Below are 17,848 nucleotides of genomic sequence, written 5' to 3' on the forward strand. Positions count from 1 at the left end.
CAACATAAAAAAATGTGAGGCAACATGCCCCACATTTTTAGTTATGTTTATTTTGTTACGACGATATTCGTCCCAGCAGATACATTTTTCGAAGCATCTTTTGCTTTGAAAACTAATTTCGTATTCGCTTTTTGTGCTTTGATTTTCACCGTAAATTGCCCTTTGCTATTCACTTTCGCAGATGCAAGAGCTTTATTGTTTTTGTAAACTGTTACACGAGAACCAGCTTCCGCTTTCCCTTTAACTGTTACAGTTGTCGTTTTGACTTTCGTCGTTACTTTCGGTTTTGCAGGAGCGATGACATCTTTTACAACACCCGATTTTTTCGTTGCGTTGCCAGCTGCATCAGTCACTGTAATTGACCAACGAGTTGCTTCTTTTAAGTTTTTAAATGTGAACGTATATGAACCAGACGCATTTGCTGTTTTCGTATACGTTTTACCATTTATTTTCAGTTGAATTTTCGCGCCTTTTTCTGTTTTCACGATGACTTTATTTGATTTATTCGTCGCTAGTACAGACGTTACTTTCGGTGCTGTACGGTCTAGTACCGTTACATTTTTAGAAACAGTTGCCCCGTTACTCGTAATCGATACAGTTAATTTCGTACCTGCTTTTTGTTTACCGATATCTAATGTGTAAACACCTTTTTTGTTCGCTGTTACTTGATCAACAATCGCTGCACCTTTTTTCACAACGACTGTTGCGTAAGGTTTCGTCGTGCCTGACATCGTTGTTTTGTTGTCAGAAGGACTCGCTGTTAACTTCACAGCTAATGAATCGACAGTAAATGCTGTTGCAGAACTTGCGACACCTAATGGGCTACCTGCAATCGATAATTTCAATTGATAGTTTCCTGCAGTCGTCGGTGCTGTTAAGTCGTGTACGTGGTTGTAGAACATCGGATCAGCAGACTTGCTTACAACATTGCCTTTTTCATCAATAATAGAAGCAACAGGTTTCACACTACCGCTAACCGCTTCATGTGCTGCACCACCGTGTGTAATTTCATATAATTTTGTATTCGCTTTTGCTTCATCTGCTAATGAATAGGCACTCGTTTGGTTTACTAATACAGAAGACAATGTATTGCCATATGAATCCGTAATAGACGCTTTCGCAGACACTTCTTCTCCTGCACCGTAATTTGATTTTGATGGCGTTACAGTCGTTTTCAATTGACCGCCTACACGCCAAGTTGAAATATCGCCCGCTTCAAACACTTGCTCTCCTTTAGAGAAGTAGTAATTCCAAATTTTATTCGTATCGTCCGCATCACCGAAACCAACTTGTGCTTGTAAGTCCATTTCTAAATTCGACGGTACGAAGAAATTATGCCCTGTACGTAATGATGCTGTGAATGATTGGCTATATTTATTGTACGGATATAAAATCGCTCCACGGAAATCGTTAAAGCCATCTGTGTTCGCTTTAATTTTCACTTGTGCTAAATCTTCTTTATTGAAAATAACTTCATTTTCTTTATTTGCATCTACGTGTACGTGATCGTTTAAGAAGTAATAGTTATTTTGTTTACCATTTTGGTCTGGAAGCGTTACGTAGTTTCCTTCAATTACATAATCTTCATTTGCATCTGCTTCTAAATAAACAGATTGGTTTTTATAAACTTGTAAGTTATTGACCGTTGGATAAGCTTCTTGACCATCTACAGTTACTTTCTTTTTAATCATCCAAAGTTTTGTAGAAATGTTATCAATTTTTTCATTGCCATCCATTTCTTTGATTGTTACTTCCTTCATCGTTTCAGGAATTGTCATTTTCGTATTTAAATCTTTCACATCTTTAAATTGTTTAAAGATGTAGCCGAATTTATGACCTGAGTTTGGAATGATGTAACGAATCACTGCCACATTACCACCATCTAAATTGCTCGTTTCCACATTTTCTGGAATAGCTAATGATTTAGAAGAAGCGTCTGAGTTTTGGTTGAAATATTGTTTCCAGCTAATATCACCGTCCTCGTCTTTAGAAGCACGTAATAACGTCGTATACGTCGCTACATTTTCACCATTTGCATTTTGTAATTGTAAAACAGAGCTCGTATCATTCAAATGCATCGTTAATGATGCTTGAATGCCATTGCCATCGGTATCTCTCGTTAATGGGCTTGGTTTAGATACAACTCTTACATCGTAATCTCCTGCTACATAGTCTTTACCAGAAATAATAAAGAATGAATTCATGTAGTACCCACGGTTTGCAGGGTTTGTTGGATTTTTCGCGTCACTATCAAGCATGACTTTCGAATCGCTATTACGTGTTACCGTATAATTTGCGTAAATGTCACCGAAGTCTTTTGATTCGATTGTCCATTCTTCGTCACCTTGAACAGCTGTTTCGCCTGTTTCAATATCTTTTTTATACAATGCATCCGCTTCTTCTAATGAACCTCGTTTCATACCTACTAACATATTGTCGTATGCATCTAAAAATTCTTGTTTCGTATAGAAGGCCGCATCTAATTTGTATGCGTCATTTTCATTCGCACGCTCTGTATAATTTACGCCACGTTGTTTCGCATACGCTTTAACCGCATCTTGGTTTGCTTTAATAGACGCTTTAATTTGACCACCTACGTGTAATGTCGTTGCTTTATTCGCTACAACTTTTGCTTTTGTCGTATCTGCTAATGAATAAATCCAATTCCCTTTACCGTCTGTCGTATCATTTTTCACTTCAGCGTCTACGATATAACGGTAGTCGCCAGGTGTTACGTAGAAGTTTCTACCTGTTGCAAGACCATCACCGAATGCTTCCGTCATCGAGTCATTGTATACGTAAAGTACAGCGTTTTCTAATTTTCCATCTGTATTATCGACCGTTAGTTGTCCCGCTTTTGATGCATCGAATGTTAATGTCGTTGCTTTGTTAATTTTCTTATTTGTCGTAGATAAGAAGTACGTATTGCCATCTTCTTTCGCATAAGAGAACACATTGTATGTCGCTTCGTCTAAATAAAGTGTTGGATCTTCTTTAGAATCCAATTTATTAATTGCTGTCATTTCACCGACTGTTTTACCAGCTGCATCTTGAGCACTTAAGAAATATTGTGCGCCCGCATATGCTTTACCAGCTTTATCTTTTGTCGCTAAATTCACTTTCGACATTTTCTCACCGCTAAGCGTTACAACACCTGTCGTATTTAAATCACGTGAGTACATGAACCATGAGTTTTTGCCTTCTGCGTCATCAAATTTACCTTGTACGACAACGTGTACATCTTTTAAGTCCGTTCCAACATGACTCGGTACACGCACGGCACCTGCTTGGTCTGTTGCGCCTGACCAAATTTCAGAATAATTTCCTTCTGCATCTTGTTCATACATTTTAACGGCTGCACCTTTTGCTACTTTTCCAGACGGTGCTTGTACGCTAAACATATAACCTGATACTGGCATATTTTGTACGTGAATCGTACGTTCCACTTTGCTGATTACTTTACCCGCTTGATCTAATCCTGTAATAACGATCGTATGCTTACCATCGGCAAACTTCGTCGTATCGAACGATTGATTAAACTGATGTTGGTCCACTGAAGCTGCCGCAACTTTTGTACCATCAACAGACACTTCCATCGATGTAATCGCATCATCTTCTGTCGTTACGATTACAGGCGTCATGCCCACAACGTTTGCATTTTTCTTCGGAGCATCCATTTTAAATGCATCTACTTGTACGTCATTTTCTAGCGCACGAAGTGGATTGACAACACCGTACCCTGTCGTCTTATCATGTCCTTCTTCGCCTAAGTCATCTGCTGTTTGAATTAATGCTTGCGTCACTTTCTCCGCACTTGCATCTTCGTGTTGTGCTTTGTAAAGTGCTGCTACTGCGGCAACGTGTGGCGTCGCATAAGACGTACCTGTACCAGATGTGTAATAACCTGATTCGTCCCCTAAATCTCCGGCTAATGATGTACTAATGACACTTACACCAGGTGCTACTAAATCGACCGTTTCCCCAACATTCGAACCTGCATAGGCTTGGTTATTTTTAGCGACTGAACCGACTGAAATGACGTTATCTAACGCTGCTGGATAGTTCGTATCGGCATTCCCGCCACCATTACCTGCTGCTGCTACAACGACAACGCCTTCTTCATAGGCTCTTTGAACTGCTTGGTCGATTGCTTCACTATATTCCCCTGATAAACTCATGTTGATGACATCTACATCTTGTTCAACTGCATAATCGATTCCTTTAGCGATATCTGCTGCTGTACCTTCACCGTTTTTCCCCATTACTTTTACAGGTAAGATTTTCACATCTTCTGTACCCGCTACGCCAGAAATCCCCACGTCATTATTTGCTTGTGCTGCAATAATACCTGAAACGAACGTACCGTGACCTTGGTCGTCGTTCCCTGTTTCATTGTTCGCAATGCCTTCAACAATCGTTTTACCTTCTAATACACGTTCTTGTAAATCCGTATGATCTGCTTTTACCCCTGTATCAAGTACGGCTACAACAGTGCCCTTTTTATCCGTCACATCTTTTGCTTGTTCCCAAGCTTTTTCAACATTTAAAGAACTTAAATTCCATTGGTTACTATAATATGTATCATTTACAGAAGTGCTCGTTGATGAATCTGTTGACGTCGCTTCATCTGAAATGGTATACACTTTATTTTCTTCAACAAATTCTACATTTTCATCTGCTTGTAACGTTTCCACTACGTGTTGTTCATCTTCAACAAATACGTCAATGACAGTTGTTTCTTGATCATTCGAAACGATTGTTGCGTCTAATTTTTTTGCTTCTTTTTTCGTAAGCGTCTCTGAATCTTTATATTGCACTAATAATTGCTTCGTTTCTTCTTTCACATCAGCTGTTTCAGCACTTACTGTAACAGGTATTAAAGAAGATGCTACCATCGTAGCTGATAAGGTTGTAACCAATGTTTTTTTCATTTTGAAATACTCCTAAATCTATATTTAATATTTTCAAATATTATTTATGTCATAGAAAAAATATAGTTGAAAATGATTATCAATGTCAATATGAGATTGCAAAAAAATGAAAAAACCACTATTTTTCGTTAAAAAAAGAGCATGCATCTTCTGCATACTCCTTAATTGTTCACATTATGAAATCGTCCGTAGCCAACAATATACTTCTCCCAATATCCTGGTAACGCATCAATAACGACACCGCTATTTTGAGCATTTAACATTTGACCGTCTCCTAAGTAAATCCCTACGTGTGCTACACCTTTCCCGTAGCTAAAAAATACAAGGTCCCCAGCTTTTGCTTCATTCGCACTAATTTTTGTCGAAGCAGCGTATTGCTGTGCGGCAGTTCTCGGAATCGTAACACCATTTTGCTTAAACGACCAACTCGTTAATCCTGAGCAATCAAACCCCGTCTTCGGTGTACTTCCTCCCCACACATATGCCGTTCCTAAATATTTACTCGCCTCCGCAATAATTGCTTTCGCTTTACTCGTGCCTTCTACAGTTGGTGCTTGTTGATTTTCATCTGTCACTTTCGCACCGTTCGTACCATTTCCTGCATTTTGTGTTGACGTCGTTATTGATGTTGTCGATGTAGCAACTGGTTGTACAGTTGTCGTTTCTTTTTCCTCTATACTGTCTTTCTTCGCTTGCTCATCTGCTTGCTTTTGTGCCAGTGCCTCTTGTTGTGCTAATTTTTGCGCTGCTTTTTTAGCCGCTTTCTCCGCTTGCAATTGTGCTGCTTTTATTTTTTTAGCTTCTGCTTCGGCTTTTTTTCGAGCAGCTTGTAACGCTTCTTTTTCTTTCGCTGTAGCGATACTCTCTTTCAGTTTTAAAGACTTCGCTTTCGCTTCTATTTTTTTCAATTGCAGTTGTTCTTGTTGCTCTTGTAGCTGCTGAAATTGTAAAGTTAAATCGCTTTGCTGTTTTTTTAATTTTGCATTCGCTTTACTCAAAGATGTCATATCTTGTTTTTGTTCTGTTTGTAATCGTGTATCAGCATCAATAATTTTTTTAACTGATAACGTTCTCGTGATTAGTTTTGTAAAACTTTCCGCTCCAAAAATGGCTTCGACATACGGACTAAACGTCGTATCTTGCGCTTGATAAGCTTTCAAACGATTTTGAATGATGGCACTTCTTTCCGATACGTCTTCCTTCGTTACTTCGATTGACGCTTCTAAATCTACCATTTCTTCTTTTAATGTATAAAATGCCTTAGCATGTTCTTCAAAATTTTTTCATTTTCTTTCAGTTGGGTATTTATGCGCTGTATATTTTGGTCTACTCTTTTTTATCTGCTGTCATTTCTGTAGACGTCTTCGCAGAAGTAGACATCGATTCACCGACTACTATTGAACTAAATGTAAGTGTAGTAGCGATGACCATATAACGAAATTTAAACATTCTGCTCCCCCCCTCCCATTGGTGGAAAATCAATACTTTTATCATAGCATACATCCAATTATTTCTACCGTTAAAAATACCTATTTATGATACAATTTAAGGAGCAATTTCTTTAGGAGAGGTGCATTTTTTATGAAATATGCATTAATTGGTGATATCCATTCAAACAATCAAGATTTACACGCTGTATTCAACCATATTAATAGTTTACAATGTGACGTAACGATTATCGGGATGGGCGATTTATTTGAATGTATGATTAGTAAGAAAAAAGCAAAGGCATTGCAAAAACCTTTGCCACTTTCAAACGTACAACAAAATCCAGATGGCTTTAGCCGTTTATTAGATTTTCCCTCGATCAGAGGAAACCAAGAAGAGCGAATTATGCGCGCAACACAAACGACGATTTTCAATACGCTACCCGAAACGATTCAAATCGAGGGTGCTACACTCATTCACGGTCATCAGTTTCATTGGTCGAAAAAGTGGATTCCAGACTATGAAGAATTTACGAATGAATCCTTATTGTTTTTCGGACATAGTCACGATTCAAAACTTTACCATAAACGAAAAGAAATCGACTTCGTATTTGGACAACCTATTTTTTTAACGAAGAAAACATATGGCATTAATGTTGGTTCTGTCGTCGATCATCGTGAATGGGTTTTATACGACGCATCAAAAAAATGTATTACATTTATGAAAGCTGAATAACGATAGCGTAGTTCAATTTCACAGAAAATAACGACATATTGGATGGGGGTAATTTGATGGAATGGCAACAACTTGAATATTTCCAAATGCTAGCAAAAATACAGCATATGACGAAAGCCGCTGAAAAATTATCAATTTCACAACCTGCTTTAAGCCGTTCGATTGCGAGACTAGAAGATGAACTCGGCGTACCATTGTTCGAAAGGCAAGGACGCTCCATTCACCTCAATCGATACGGCGAATTGTTTGAGCACCGCGTAGAAGCGATTTTAGCTGAATACCAAAAAGCGCTCAAAGAAATACAACAACTTATTGATCCGAATCACGGAGAAGTATCACTCGGATTTTTACACACACTTGGAACAAATATCGTGCCTGATATTATTCGCCAATTTCATAAAAAACATCCAGATATTCATTTTTCATTGAATCAAAATTTCACACACTTACAATTAAGAGAACTACTATCGGGTGAATTGGATTTATGTTTAATGGCGGAAGTCGACGTTCCAAAACCGATTCGTTGGCAAGAACTATGGCGCGACGAATTATACGTCATCGTGCCAAGTGATCATCCTTTTGCTAAAAGAACGAGTATCGCCATACACGAATTAAAAAATGAATCATTCGTCATGTTAAAACCGGGCTATGCCTTGCGTATTCAAGCAGATGATATTTTCGAAAAAGCAAAATTTACACCTAAAATCACATTTGAAGGTGATGAAGTATCGACAGTAGCTGGATTTATTATGGCTGGTTTAGGTGTTTCTATTTTGCCGAACGGCTTAGAAATCAATCAACAAGGTATTTCCAAACTACACATTACAGGCATTCAAGCGGAACGTGTTATCGGAATGGCCTGGTCAGAAGGTCGTTATTTATCCCCTGCCGCACAAACATTCCAAAAATTTATACGTGATTATTTCAAAAATAAAGCGATTTGACTTATCTCTACTTTCTCATTAACAGGCACTGTTTTTGAGAAAGTTTTTTTGTACGCAAAATAAGTTAACTATTTTTAAAAATAGGTTGACTTAAAAGTTTATTTTTCGTACGATAAACGTATCAAAAACGAAGGGGGGGAGTTTTTTTGGCACAACATGAACGATTAAAAATGGGCATTGTAGCAGCTCTGTTCGCCGCAATTATTGCAATCTTTGCGCAAATAATCATTCCGCTACCGCTCATTCCAATTACGGGACAGACGTTCGCAATTGGATTAGCGATTACGGTTTTAGGACTGCATTACGGAACTATTTCCGTGTTATTATACATACTACTCGGTGCAGTTGGTCTCCCTGTATTTAGCGGTATGACGGGTGGGATGGGCATCATTTTCGGACCGACTGGTGGCTATATCGTCGGCTTTTTAGCACAAGCGATTTTAATGGGGATTTACTTTCAGTTATTTGGAACGACGAAAACGCATAGTATCATTAACAATTTACTTGGTATGATTGTAACACTTCTATTCGGCATGATTTGGTTAAAGTATTGGGGACATTTAACGTGGACTGCCGCATTCACTGGAGGCGTTGTACCTTTTTTATTCGTCGGAGTACTCAAAGCCGTTTTAGCCGGTTGGATTGGCTCTTTACTAAGACATCGACTCATTCGTTTGAAACTACTTCCTACGCAAGCAGAACGTTCTTTGTAAATGAAAAAGGTGCTGTCAGGTCAACTGACAGCACCTTTTTTATTATGCGTTAATTTCTAGCATTTTTTCTACGATTGCATCCGTTAATTCTTCTGTAGTCGTCGGTACAAATTTTTTCAGAATTTGGTTAATCATCGCACCCATTGCTCCGCCAGCCGTAATGTCTAAATGACCTGTCATAGCTGTGTTATGATCATCAATTTTTTCTGCTTTAAAGTAACCGCCACCGTTAAAGTTATCCGATAATCCTTTTAAGTCAAAAATAACTTCTGAAGGTTCGTTCCATTCTTTAATATCTACGCCTAATTTTACTTTTTTCTTCATGAAACCTAAATCACCTTTAAATTCCCAAGTTGATTCATTTTCACTTTTGATTTCGTGTGCGATATAACCTGGTACAAGTGGTGCCCAGTTGTTCATATCTTGTACAAAATCCCAAATTTTTTCAATATTTAATGGTACATCTACTGTGTATGTTCCTTGTGGCATCGTTTATTCCTGCTTTCCAATAATTAGTGTGTCGCTGCGTGTTTTCCGGCTAAGAAACCGAATGTTAAAGCTGGTCCAATTGTCCCGCCAGCACTTGGATAAATGGGTCCTAGTGGATTTGCTGATGCATTCCCCGCTGCGTAAAGACCTTTGATTGCTTCGTTGCTGTACGTTAATACTTGTCCGTGTTCATTAATACGTGGACCACCGTTCGTTCCTAGTGCGCTTAAATAAACTGGTACCGCATAAAATGGACCTTTTTCAATTTTTCCTAAGTTATTTTCAGGGCTTCCGCCACCAGTTGTTAACCCTTCAAATTGAATCGTACCACGGTGGAAATCTGTATCTTCTTTTTGCTCACAGAAGCCATTCCACTTCGCTACTTCCGCTTCTAAACCGTCTGCATCAACACCGATTTTTTCTGCTAATTCACGAATCGTTGGTGCTTGGTCAACCCATTCAGGTGTAGGATCGCCAGGAGACATCGTAATAATCAATTTTGAATCTTTAAGTTGTTGATCGAATATCATCCATACAGGACCTTTGTTCGGGAACTCTACTGAAACTGGGTCATATTCAAACATAGCACGAGGCATATCGTTATATGTCGTCGCTTCGTGTACGAAACGTTTACCGTATTTATTGACGATAATTGAGTTCGGACCCTCACGGCCACCACCTAATTGCGCCATTACATGATCTTCATATTCAAATGTTGGATCGACCATTGCTGGATACCACCAAGCTTCACTCATATTATCCAGTGCAGCGCCTGCTTTCATCGACATAAGTAATGCATCACCTTCATTACCTGGTGGTGTTACTGGTGTTGAAATTTCAGCTTTTAAGAATGATTTCACGAGTTGTTTATTCCATTCAAAACCACCAGAAGCTAATACGACCCCTTTGTTTGCTTTGAAATATTTTTTCTCGCCATTTTCAGTTTCTGCAACGAGACCAATAATTGTTCCTTCATCATCTGCAATTAATTCTTTACCCGCGATATGTGTTTGTACTTTCACGCCACGGTCTAAACACCCTTTTAATAAAGAAGCGATTAATGCACGGCCCATCGTAACGATGTTGTGCTCCATACGATTCGCAACGACCTCAAAATCAATACCGCCGACTGCGCCACCTTCTTCTAATGTTAATGGTGGGAAAATAGGGTTTTGACGTAATACATCGCCCCACTCACCAATTTCATTTAAATCAAATGGTAGTGGATCTAATGAACGCGTTCCTTTTTTCAAACCTTCTGGCATATGTGCATAATATTCTGGATAGCCCGCAGGTGTTTTAAATTTTACAGGTGTGTGATCACGTAAAAATTCAATCACTTTCGGTGCTTGTTCTACAAATACATCAATCATTTTTTCATCTGCACGATTAAGTGCTAGACGTTTAATAAATGTTGAAGCTGCTTCTGCTGAATCTTCAAAGCCTGCTTCTTTCATATATGGATTGTTTGGAATCCAAGGAACACCACCTGAGAAAGCAGTTGAACCCCCAATTTGTGCTGTTTTTTCGAGTACTAAAACATTTGCACCTTCCTCAGCTGCTGATAGAGCCGCTGATAAAGCTGCTCCACCTGTGCCAAGAACTACAACATCTACTGTTTCATCCCAATGAGTTGGATGGATCGTCATAAAAAACACCCCTTAAAGTTCAAATTGATAGTTCACTATCACTTTTGATTTTATAAGATGTTGTTCAAAAAGTAAAATTATTTCTATTAAAAATTCTATTTCAAACATTTTTTATTTACTTTATACTGTTTTTCTCTCTGAAAAAACTATATAAAAGACTTTATTTTTCATTAAAATAAACAATTCATATCTTATAAAACTTCATATTTTATTATGTATATTTCATTTTATTGTTTTTTAATATATTCTCGTTTTTTAAGCACCCTTTCCTTATCCTTTCGAACTAATTTATTGTATTTTTAGAAAAAATAGTTATTCTTTTTCTTTTCAGAAAAAAATTATTTTAAAGTAATACTCCATTACGTTCAAATTTCGATAAAAAAGAAGATTTCAAACCTAAAAACAACTGAAACTCATCGGCAGCGTAACATGATCGTAAAACTCATTTTTGAAAGCTAATTCCCATTTGCCCATAAAAATAAAGAAGGTAATGTCAACTTCGACATCACCTTCTCTAGTAGCGGTTGGAATTTTCACTTATGTCCCAGCCTCTTTTTTGAATCATTTATGATTTTTTCAAATATACTTGCTGTTGTTTTCAATCCATTTTTGCATAACACGGAACAATAATACGACGACAATCGCTAAAATAATTCCTTTGAAAATGTTAAATGGTAAAATACCAACTGCAATTGATTTAGCAAGTACTGCACCTGTTTCCACAGGTACGTTTAAAAAATAGTTATACATCGGCATAAAGACGAAATAATTTAGTAAGCTCATACCGACTGCCATTGTAGCTGTTCCTGCAACAAGACCTAAAGTTAAGCCTTTGCGGCCATTCTTTAAATGTCGTTGAATGAAGTACACTGGCATAATGAATAATACACCTGTTACAAAGTTGGCAATTTGCCCAACTGGTACACCGGTTTGACTACCTTGTAAAAACCAGTTGATGACATTTTTGAAAAATTCAACGCCAATACCTGCGATTGGCCCAAGTGTTAATGTCGCAATTAATGCGGGAATATCACTAAAGTCAACTTGCAAAAATGCTGGGAACGGCGGAATCGGAAATTGGAATAGCATTAATACCGCCGCAATTGCTGACAACATACCTACCGTCGTCATTTTTTGTAATTTCATGTTTTTCATTTGTCAAAGCACTCCTTTTGTGCGATTCACTTCACAAAAAGGAAAGGATGCAGCTTACTCATTTCATCATTGCCTTATAAAAAAATCCCTTATGTACGTTCGACATAAGGGAGAATAGGCATCAGAAAATAAGCACTATAAGTAAATAATTATTTACTCGTACGCTGTACCTTCACCTTCTCCCATCCAGACTATACTGTCGGCTCCAGATTTACACTGGAATCAGCGTTTTACGGCTCGCGGGCTTTAAGCATAATCGCTTATTTACCGCCGGTCGGGAATTACACCCTGCCCCGAAGATGAATCATATTATTATTTTTACACTCTCATCATACAAAATTAGTTTTGATTTGTAAAGGGGATTAACTTAATTTCGAGATAAATTCATTCAAGACTTCCTTCTTCAATTCCCATAAAAAAACCCCACTCGTTTAAAGGAGTGAGGATTGTGTATATATAAACTTACATATTTTCAAGTGGTAAATAAAAGACGAACGTCGTACCGACATCTACCGTACTATCTACAGAAATACGCCCCTTATGCGCTTCTACGATATTGCGTGCTATAGCGAGACCGAGACCAGTCCCACCTTTGCCACGTGTACGTGCTTTATCCGCTTTGTAAAAACGTTCAAACACATACGGTAAATCTTCTTCCGGTATCCCTGCACCATTATCTTGAATACGAATTCTAGCCATCGTTCCTTGTTGATCTGCTAATACTTTAACTTGCCCATTATTCGGCGTATGACGAATCGCATTATCGATTAAGTTCGTTAACACTTGTTCGATTCTGTCTTCATCTACATATATATAAGCATGGTCATTGAATGCCGATTCAAAGGTTACTTCGATTTCTTTTTCACGCCCTCGTTGAACGAACTTTTGTGTAATTCGTTCAAAGGTTGGATTAATAGAAACAAGATCTTCATAAAGCGTAATATTGCCGGATTCCATACGTGCTAAATCGAGTAAATCATTTACTAGTCGATTCATTCGTTGAGATTCATCATAAATAATACGCATAATTTCTTTTCGCTCTTCTTCATCTTGAACGATATCATCTACGATAGCCTCGGAATAGCCTTGTAACATCGAAATAGGTGTACGCAATTCATGGGATACGTTCGCAATAAAGTCCGAGCGTAATTTTTCGAGACGATGTGCCTCCGTCGTATCACGTAAAACGGCAACCGCTCCACGTACTCGATTGCCACTATATAGCGGACTAATCGAAATAATATAATAGACGCCATCGATTTCAAGTTCTTCTTGTAATTGTTCTTCTAATTCTAATACGTGATCCAACATATGATAAATAGCACTCGGAAGCGGTTTTTCACTATCGGATCCTTTATTAATAAACCAATCTTGCAATAAAATCTCTGCCGGCGGGTTGCTTAAAAGTACACTTCGGTCTTTATTAAATGTAATGACCGCATCCGTCATCGACGTTAATATGCTAGACAGTTGTTCTTTTTCTTGATTAATAACTTCTACGTGATGTTTCAATTGGCGTCCCATCTGATTAAAAGCCGTTCCAAGTTGCCCAATCTCATCATTTTGCCACATCGGTACTTTCGTATCAAATTTTCCTTTTGCCAAATCAAATGCCGCTTCTCGCATTTTACGCAATGGACGCGTAATTCTTGACGAAAGAAAGAATGAAAAGAGTGTCGTCAATACGAGTGCAATCGCTGCCGATAAAAAGACAATTTTCGTCGTTTCTTCCGTCGTTTGATGAATCGTATCTGGACTTTGATAAATAAAAATAACCCCGTGTTTAAGCGTCGTCTTTTCAAGTGGAAAAGCCATCACAATATACGATTCCATTTTATTTTTATCTGTTGCAGAAGGCAATAACATCTCTTTTACAATCGGATCTTTTGACGTAAACGCTTTATCAAATGTTTTAGAACTCGTAATTTGATCAGCAATGGCATTTTTATTTTCACCAAGTTGCAATGAAATGGATAAATCACCTTTTTCTTCGACAATTAAAGCGTTCGTTTCATCACTTAAAATGTCACGTAAAATATTTTTTGTTTCTTTATTTGAATAATGATGATCTTCCATAATACGGGCAATAACAGAAGCTTCTTGACTTAATGATTTTTCAGCTTGTTGCGTGTGGTAAGTGTTTAAAAATTCGAGCATCAAAATCGTAAAGACAAACAAGACAAAAGAAACGAGAAGCAAAATGGTTCCCCAAAGCTTCCCGACAATTGAATTCCATATTTTAATCTTCATCTACGACCTCGAACTTATATCCGACGCCCCACACTGTTACAATCATTTTTGCTGCATTTTCAGAAACGCGGTTTAATTTTTCACGTAAACGTTTCACATGTGTATCAACCGTACGTAAGTCTCCGAAGAAATCATAATGCCATACTTCTTTTAGCAATTGTTCACGATCAAACACTTTATCAGGTGACTTCGCTAAGAAATAAAGCAATTCATATTCTTTCGGTGTTAAGTTTACTTCCGTACCATCTGCTGAAACGCGATGTGCATCATGGTCGATTGTTAAATGTTTAAACGCCACTAAATCTTTCGAAGAAGACGTATTAGCAATTGGTAACGTCACTAAAGAACGACGTAAAATAGCTTTTATACGGAGCACAACTTCCCTTGGACTAAATGGTTTAACAATATAATCATCGGCACCTGTTTCAAAGCCTTCGACGCGGTTTGCTTCCTCGCCTTTTGCTGTTAATAATACGATTGGTGTCGTTTTCTCTTCACGAATTGCTGTACATGCCTCTAAGCCGTCCATCACCGGCATCATAATATCTAGAATAATGACATGGTACTCTGTAGAAAGTGCTTTTTCAACAGCCTCTTGACCGTTTTCCGCTTCATCGATTACGTATCCTTCACGCTCTAAATACATGCGCAGAAGACGACGAATTCGATCCTCATCGTCTACTATTAAAATTTTGATTTCTTCATCCAAAATAATCCCTCCTATGTAGCTATACCCCTATTGTACAGTTCAAACAGTGAAATGAAAAGGATTGAAAAAACTTATGCAACTGTAGAGTTATTAGCCTGCATAAGAATGCAATCCTGCTAAAATTAAATTCACAGCAATTAAGTTAAACATAATAATCGCAAAGCCTATTACGGCAAGCCACGCAGACTTTTTACCTTCCCATCCTTTTGATAAACGTAAATGTAAAAAGGCAGCATAGTATAACCACGTAATGAGTGCCCATACTTCTTTCGGGTCCCATCCCCACATGCGACTCCAAGCTTCTTGTGCCCAAATCATAGCAAAAATCAGCGCACCGAGCGTAAATACAGGGAAGCCGATTAATACAGCACGGTAATTCATCTCATCAAGCATCGATAAATCGGCTTTTCGCACGAGTGGTTGTAGTAAAGCAACGAGTCTTTTTCTAAACAAGATGCGGAGAATACCATACAGCACGATGCCGTAAAGAAGCGACCATATGACCGACGTTACTTTTTTTCCGTTCACCCATGCCGGTGCTTCTACAAAAGGCGCTAAATGATTTTCCGTTAAAGCCGTCGAATCGTTCATCCCAACGAGTGCAGGCATCGTATACGTAATCGGCATACGTTCCCCTTTTTGGTCTACGTACTGAAAATCTGCTTGGTAGTTCGTCGCTTGAAACGTCAGCGTTGCTAAAATAAAGCCAATAAAAACGACGAGCGTAAACAAAATCGTTTCCAGGGCGAAGCGTTCTCTTGTACGTTGAAAAACGTTCGTCCGTTTTAATAAGTAAACGAGTCCACTAAAAGCACTAATCGCTAAAATAGCTTCTCCAATCACCGTCGTAATGACATGAATTGTTAACCAATTACTTTTTAGTGCTGGTATAAGTGGCGCGACATCTTTCGGAAAAACGCTCGCATACGCAATGACAATAACCGCAATCGGTAAAGCGACGAGCCCTAATGCTGGCATACGATAAGCTTTATACAAAATTAAAAAAGCGCCAACGATAAACATACCGAATGCGGTCGTAAATTCAAACATATTACTTACAGGTGCGTGACCGACTGCGATCCACCTGCATACGAAATAACCAACATTTAAAGTGAAACCAGCAAGTGTCACCCAAACAGCATATTTTGCAAACCGTTTATGTGATTCCGTTTCGTCTTTCTTCCCGTGGACGGCCCCACCGAAAAGTAACGTGGCGAGTAAGTAACTTATAAAAGCAGCAAATAAAAGACTACTACTAATTGTGAGTATCATGTTGTGCATCCTCCTGTTCTTTCATATCGACCATGCGCTGTAAATGAAGCGTATTCGTTAACGTATTCACGTCTTTTTTCATACTATACCAATTTTTATTCGTGTGTGCCGCAAGAACAATCGTTTCCCCTTGCTTCTTCACCCAAATACGTCGATGGTTAAAGTACGAACCAATACAAACACCGAGCATGAAAATGATACCGCCGATTAATAAAAGTGGCCACGTGCGATCTTTATGTACTTTTAAGCCACTCACATCGCGTGTATCTGCTTTTTCAAATACGACTTTGTATTCGGTTTCTCCGAGCGGTTCTAACGTTTTTTGAATTTGTATGAAGCTCGTTTCACCTTTCGGATGTTCTTTCGTCACCATATTCATTAAAAAGGCTGGATTATTCGGATTCGGTGATTTCGAAATCGGTTCACCTGACGTATCAAATTTTTCAAAATCCGGATAATACCCATCGATTTGAACGACGGTTTGTTCATCTAAACGATATTCTTTTTTCGGATGCAATAAGTCGACTGTAAACGTTCCAAGAGACTGTTTAGATTGTTTATTTTGCAAAGAGAACGTCATGGATTTCAACTCATGTTGACGATAATCCATTTGATACAAAGCATACCCATCAAATTTGAGCGGATGGTTCACTTCAATTGTGCCTGACTTAATGCGCTTTAACTGTTCATCTGCCCCGGCAACGGCCGTTTCATTTTGATAAATCTCGACGTCTGTCGCATATTTCTTTGCGACCGAATTAATGCCAGCATCCGTTTCTTCACCATGCGTTTCAAGTACAAATTGATTGTTTTTAATATAATACCCTGTCGCTTCTGGAATCGATGTCGTATCCCCTTCCCGAACCCACATTTTTTCATCTACGTAGAAACCAGGAATTAAGCGCATCATTACACCGACTAAAAAGAGAATTAATCCGACGTGATTAATGTACGGACCCCACCTAGAAAAACGTCCTTTTTCAGCTAATAAATTGTCCTTTTCTATCCGAACATTGTATTTTTGTTTTTTCAATTGTTGAGCGAATGAATCAAGTGGTATTGTAGCATCCGTCGTTAATTGTAAACGTTGTTTCTCGAAAAATAACGGATGTTTTTCAACTCGTTGATGTTTCAACGCTTTAAAAAGTGGAATTCCTCGGTCTAAACTCGCAACGATAATTGAAGCAGCTAAGCAGCCGATGACCATTTGAAACCACCATGAATTGTACAAATCTGCAAATCCAAGTATGTAATACCATTCCCCGAACGTCCCGTAAGCTTGCTCGTATGCTTCTTTCGTCGAAGAAGCGGCGGATTCATCAATAAATAACACTTGCGGTAAAATCGTTCCGAGTGATGCTAGTACAAGCGTTAAAATGATAAGTGTTACACCGAATTTCACACTTGCAAATAAAGACCATAAACGTTCTAAACTATTTTTTCGTTTCTTTTTCGATAAAATAACAGCTCCTTCATACCGCATATCGATTGTTTCTTTTAACGGCTTACCGCAATTGCGACAAAATTGAGCTTGTTCATTATTTTGAGTGCCACATGAACACTGCATACTATC

General features: G+C 38.3%; 13 protein-coding genes and 1 riboswitch. Of the genes, 3 read left to right on the top strand and 10 right to left on the bottom strand.

The features are described from left to right. Positions 1 to 47 precede the first annotated feature (47 nt). From KSHG_RS02170 to KSHG_RS18910, 3 genes are all read right to left on the bottom strand, one after another. Positions 48 to 4,931 (bottom strand): S8 family serine peptidase, encoded by a 4,884-nt coding sequence (locus KSHG_RS02170; protein WP_010301163.1) that lies wholly within the window; start codon positions 4,929 to 4,931, stop codon positions 48 to 50. A gap of 161 nt (positions 4,932 to 5,092) precedes the next feature. Further along, positions 5,093 to 6,166: a C40 family peptidase gene (locus KSHG_RS17335; RefSeq protein WP_010301166.1), complete on the bottom strand. Its 1,074-nt coding sequence runs from the start codon at positions 6,164 to 6,166 to the stop codon at positions 5,093 to 5,095. Positions 6,167 to 6,257: 91 nt separating this feature from the next. Continuing rightward, the gene (locus KSHG_RS18910) at positions 6,258 to 6,380 is read right to left on the bottom strand and encodes a hypothetical protein (protein ID WP_261797747.1); all 123 of its coding nucleotides are present in this window, start codon (positions 6,378 to 6,380) and stop codon (positions 6,258 to 6,260) included. Between the two features lie 132 nt (positions 6,381 to 6,512). Here KSHG_RS18910 and KSHG_RS02190 point away from each other — a divergent pair, with 132 nt between their 5' ends. From KSHG_RS02190 to KSHG_RS02200, 3 genes are all read left to right on the top strand, one after another. Further along, positions 6,513 to 7,094 (top strand): metallophosphoesterase family protein, encoded by a 582-nt coding sequence (locus KSHG_RS02190; RefSeq protein WP_010301169.1) that lies wholly within the window; start codon positions 6,513 to 6,515, stop codon positions 7,092 to 7,094. 56 nt (positions 7,095 to 7,150) lie between these two features. Next, on the top strand, positions 7,151 to 8,038 hold the full coding sequence (locus KSHG_RS02195) for a LysR family transcriptional regulator (RefSeq protein WP_010301181.1): 888 nt from the start codon (positions 7,151 to 7,153) through the stop codon (positions 8,036 to 8,038). 170 nt (positions 8,039 to 8,208) lie between these two features. Next, positions 8,209 to 8,751, top strand: a complete 543-nt coding sequence (locus KSHG_RS02200; protein ID WP_042231318.1) for a biotin transporter BioY — start codon at positions 8,209 to 8,211, stop codon at positions 8,749 to 8,751. A gap of 42 nt (positions 8,752 to 8,793) precedes the next feature. Here the strand turns inward: KSHG_RS02200 and KSHG_RS02205 are convergent, their stop codons facing one another. The 7 genes from KSHG_RS02205 to KSHG_RS02240 all read right to left on the bottom strand — a co-directional run bounded on the left by KSHG_RS02205 (position 8,794) and on the right by KSHG_RS02240 (position 17,842). Further along, positions 8,794 to 9,240 carry a CoxG family protein gene (locus KSHG_RS02205; protein WP_010301184.1) on the bottom strand — a complete coding sequence of 149 codons (447 nt, stop codon included), beginning with the start codon at positions 9,238 to 9,240 and terminating at the stop codon, positions 8,794 to 8,796. Positions 9,241 to 9,263: 23 nt separating this feature from the next. Continuing rightward, positions 9,264 to 10,889: an FAD-dependent oxidoreductase gene (locus tag KSHG_RS02210; protein ID WP_010301186.1), complete on the bottom strand. Its 1,626-nt coding sequence runs from the start codon at positions 10,887 to 10,889 to the stop codon at positions 9,264 to 9,266. A 576-nt stretch (positions 10,890 to 11,465) separates the two neighbouring features. After that, the gene (locus KSHG_RS02220) at positions 11,466 to 12,044 is read right to left on the bottom strand and encodes an ECF transporter S component (RefSeq protein WP_010301188.1); all 579 of its coding nucleotides are present in this window, start codon (positions 12,042 to 12,044) and stop codon (positions 11,466 to 11,468) included. Between the two features lie 170 nt (positions 12,045 to 12,214). Next, positions 12,215 to 12,349, bottom strand: a riboswitch (FMN riboswitch). Between the two features lie 157 nt (positions 12,350 to 12,506). Then, complete coding sequence (locus KSHG_RS02225) at positions 12,507 to 14,294, bottom strand: ATP-binding protein (protein WP_010301191.1); 1,788 nt, start codon at positions 14,292 to 14,294, stop codon at positions 12,507 to 12,509. Continuing rightward, entirely contained in the window at positions 14,284 to 15,003 is a 720-nt protein-coding gene (locus KSHG_RS02230) for a response regulator transcription factor (RefSeq protein ID WP_010301194.1), read from the bottom strand. The genes KSHG_RS02225 and KSHG_RS02230 overlap by 11 nt, the downstream gene beginning before the upstream one ends. Positions 15,004 to 15,093: 90 nt before the next feature. Next, positions 15,094 to 16,275 (bottom strand): c-type cytochrome biogenesis protein CcsB, encoded by a 1,182-nt coding sequence (gene ccsB, locus KSHG_RS02235; RefSeq protein ID WP_010301197.1) that lies wholly within the window; start codon positions 16,273 to 16,275, stop codon positions 15,094 to 15,096. Continuing rightward, positions 16,259 to 17,842 carry a cytochrome c biogenesis protein ResB gene (locus KSHG_RS02240; protein ID WP_010301200.1) on the bottom strand — a complete coding sequence of 528 codons (1,584 nt, stop codon included), beginning with the start codon at positions 17,840 to 17,842 and terminating at the stop codon, positions 16,259 to 16,261. The genes ccsB and KSHG_RS02240 overlap by 17 nt, the downstream gene beginning before the upstream one ends. Positions 17,843 to 17,848 lie beyond the last annotated feature (6 nt).

Origin of the sequence: Kurthia senegalensis (genome assembly GCF_000285595.1) — a bacterium.
Classification (GTDB): domain Bacteria; phylum Bacillota; class Bacilli; order Bacillales_A; family Planococcaceae; genus Kurthia; species Kurthia senegalensis.

Coding starts and splice junctions, on each gene's coding strand:
- KSHG_RS02240 (WP_010301200.1), bottom strand. CDS start 17,842: ATGCAGTGTTCATGTGGCACTCAAAATAATGAACAAGCTCAATTTTGT.
- ccsB (WP_010301197.1), bottom strand. CDS start 16,275: ATGATACTCACAATTAGTAGTAGTCTTTTATTTGCTGCTTTTATAAGT.
- KSHG_RS02225 (WP_010301191.1), bottom strand. CDS start 14,294: ATGAAGATTAAAATATGGAATTCAATTGTCGGGAAGCTTTGGGGAACC.
- KSHG_RS02210 (WP_010301186.1), bottom strand. CDS start 10,889: ATGACGATCCATCCAACTCATTGGGATGAAACAGTAGATGTTGTAGTT.
- KSHG_RS02170 (WP_010301163.1), bottom strand. CDS start 4,931: ATGAAAAAAACATTGGTTACAACCTTATCAGCTACGATGGTAGCATCT.
- KSHG_RS17335 (WP_010301166.1), bottom strand. CDS start 6,166: ATGGTAGATTTAGAAGCGTCAATCGAAGTAACGAAGGAAGACGTATCG.
- KSHG_RS02200 (WP_042231318.1), top strand. CDS start 8,209: ATGGGCATTGTAGCAGCTCTGTTCGCCGCAATTATTGCAATCTTTGCG.
- KSHG_RS18910 (WP_261797747.1), bottom strand. CDS start 6,380: ATGTTTAAATTTCGTTATATGGTCATCGCTACTACACTTACATTTAGT.
- KSHG_RS02190 (WP_010301169.1), top strand. CDS start 6,513: ATGAAATATGCATTAATTGGTGATATCCATTCAAACAATCAAGATTTA.
- KSHG_RS02195 (WP_010301181.1), top strand. CDS start 7,151: ATGGAATGGCAACAACTTGAATATTTCCAAATGCTAGCAAAAATACAG.
- KSHG_RS02205 (WP_010301184.1), bottom strand. CDS start 9,240: ATGCCACAAGGAACATACACAGTAGATGTACCATTAAATATTGAAAAA.
- KSHG_RS02220 (WP_010301188.1), bottom strand. CDS start 12,044: ATGAAAAACATGAAATTACAAAAAATGACGACGGTAGGTATGTTGTCA.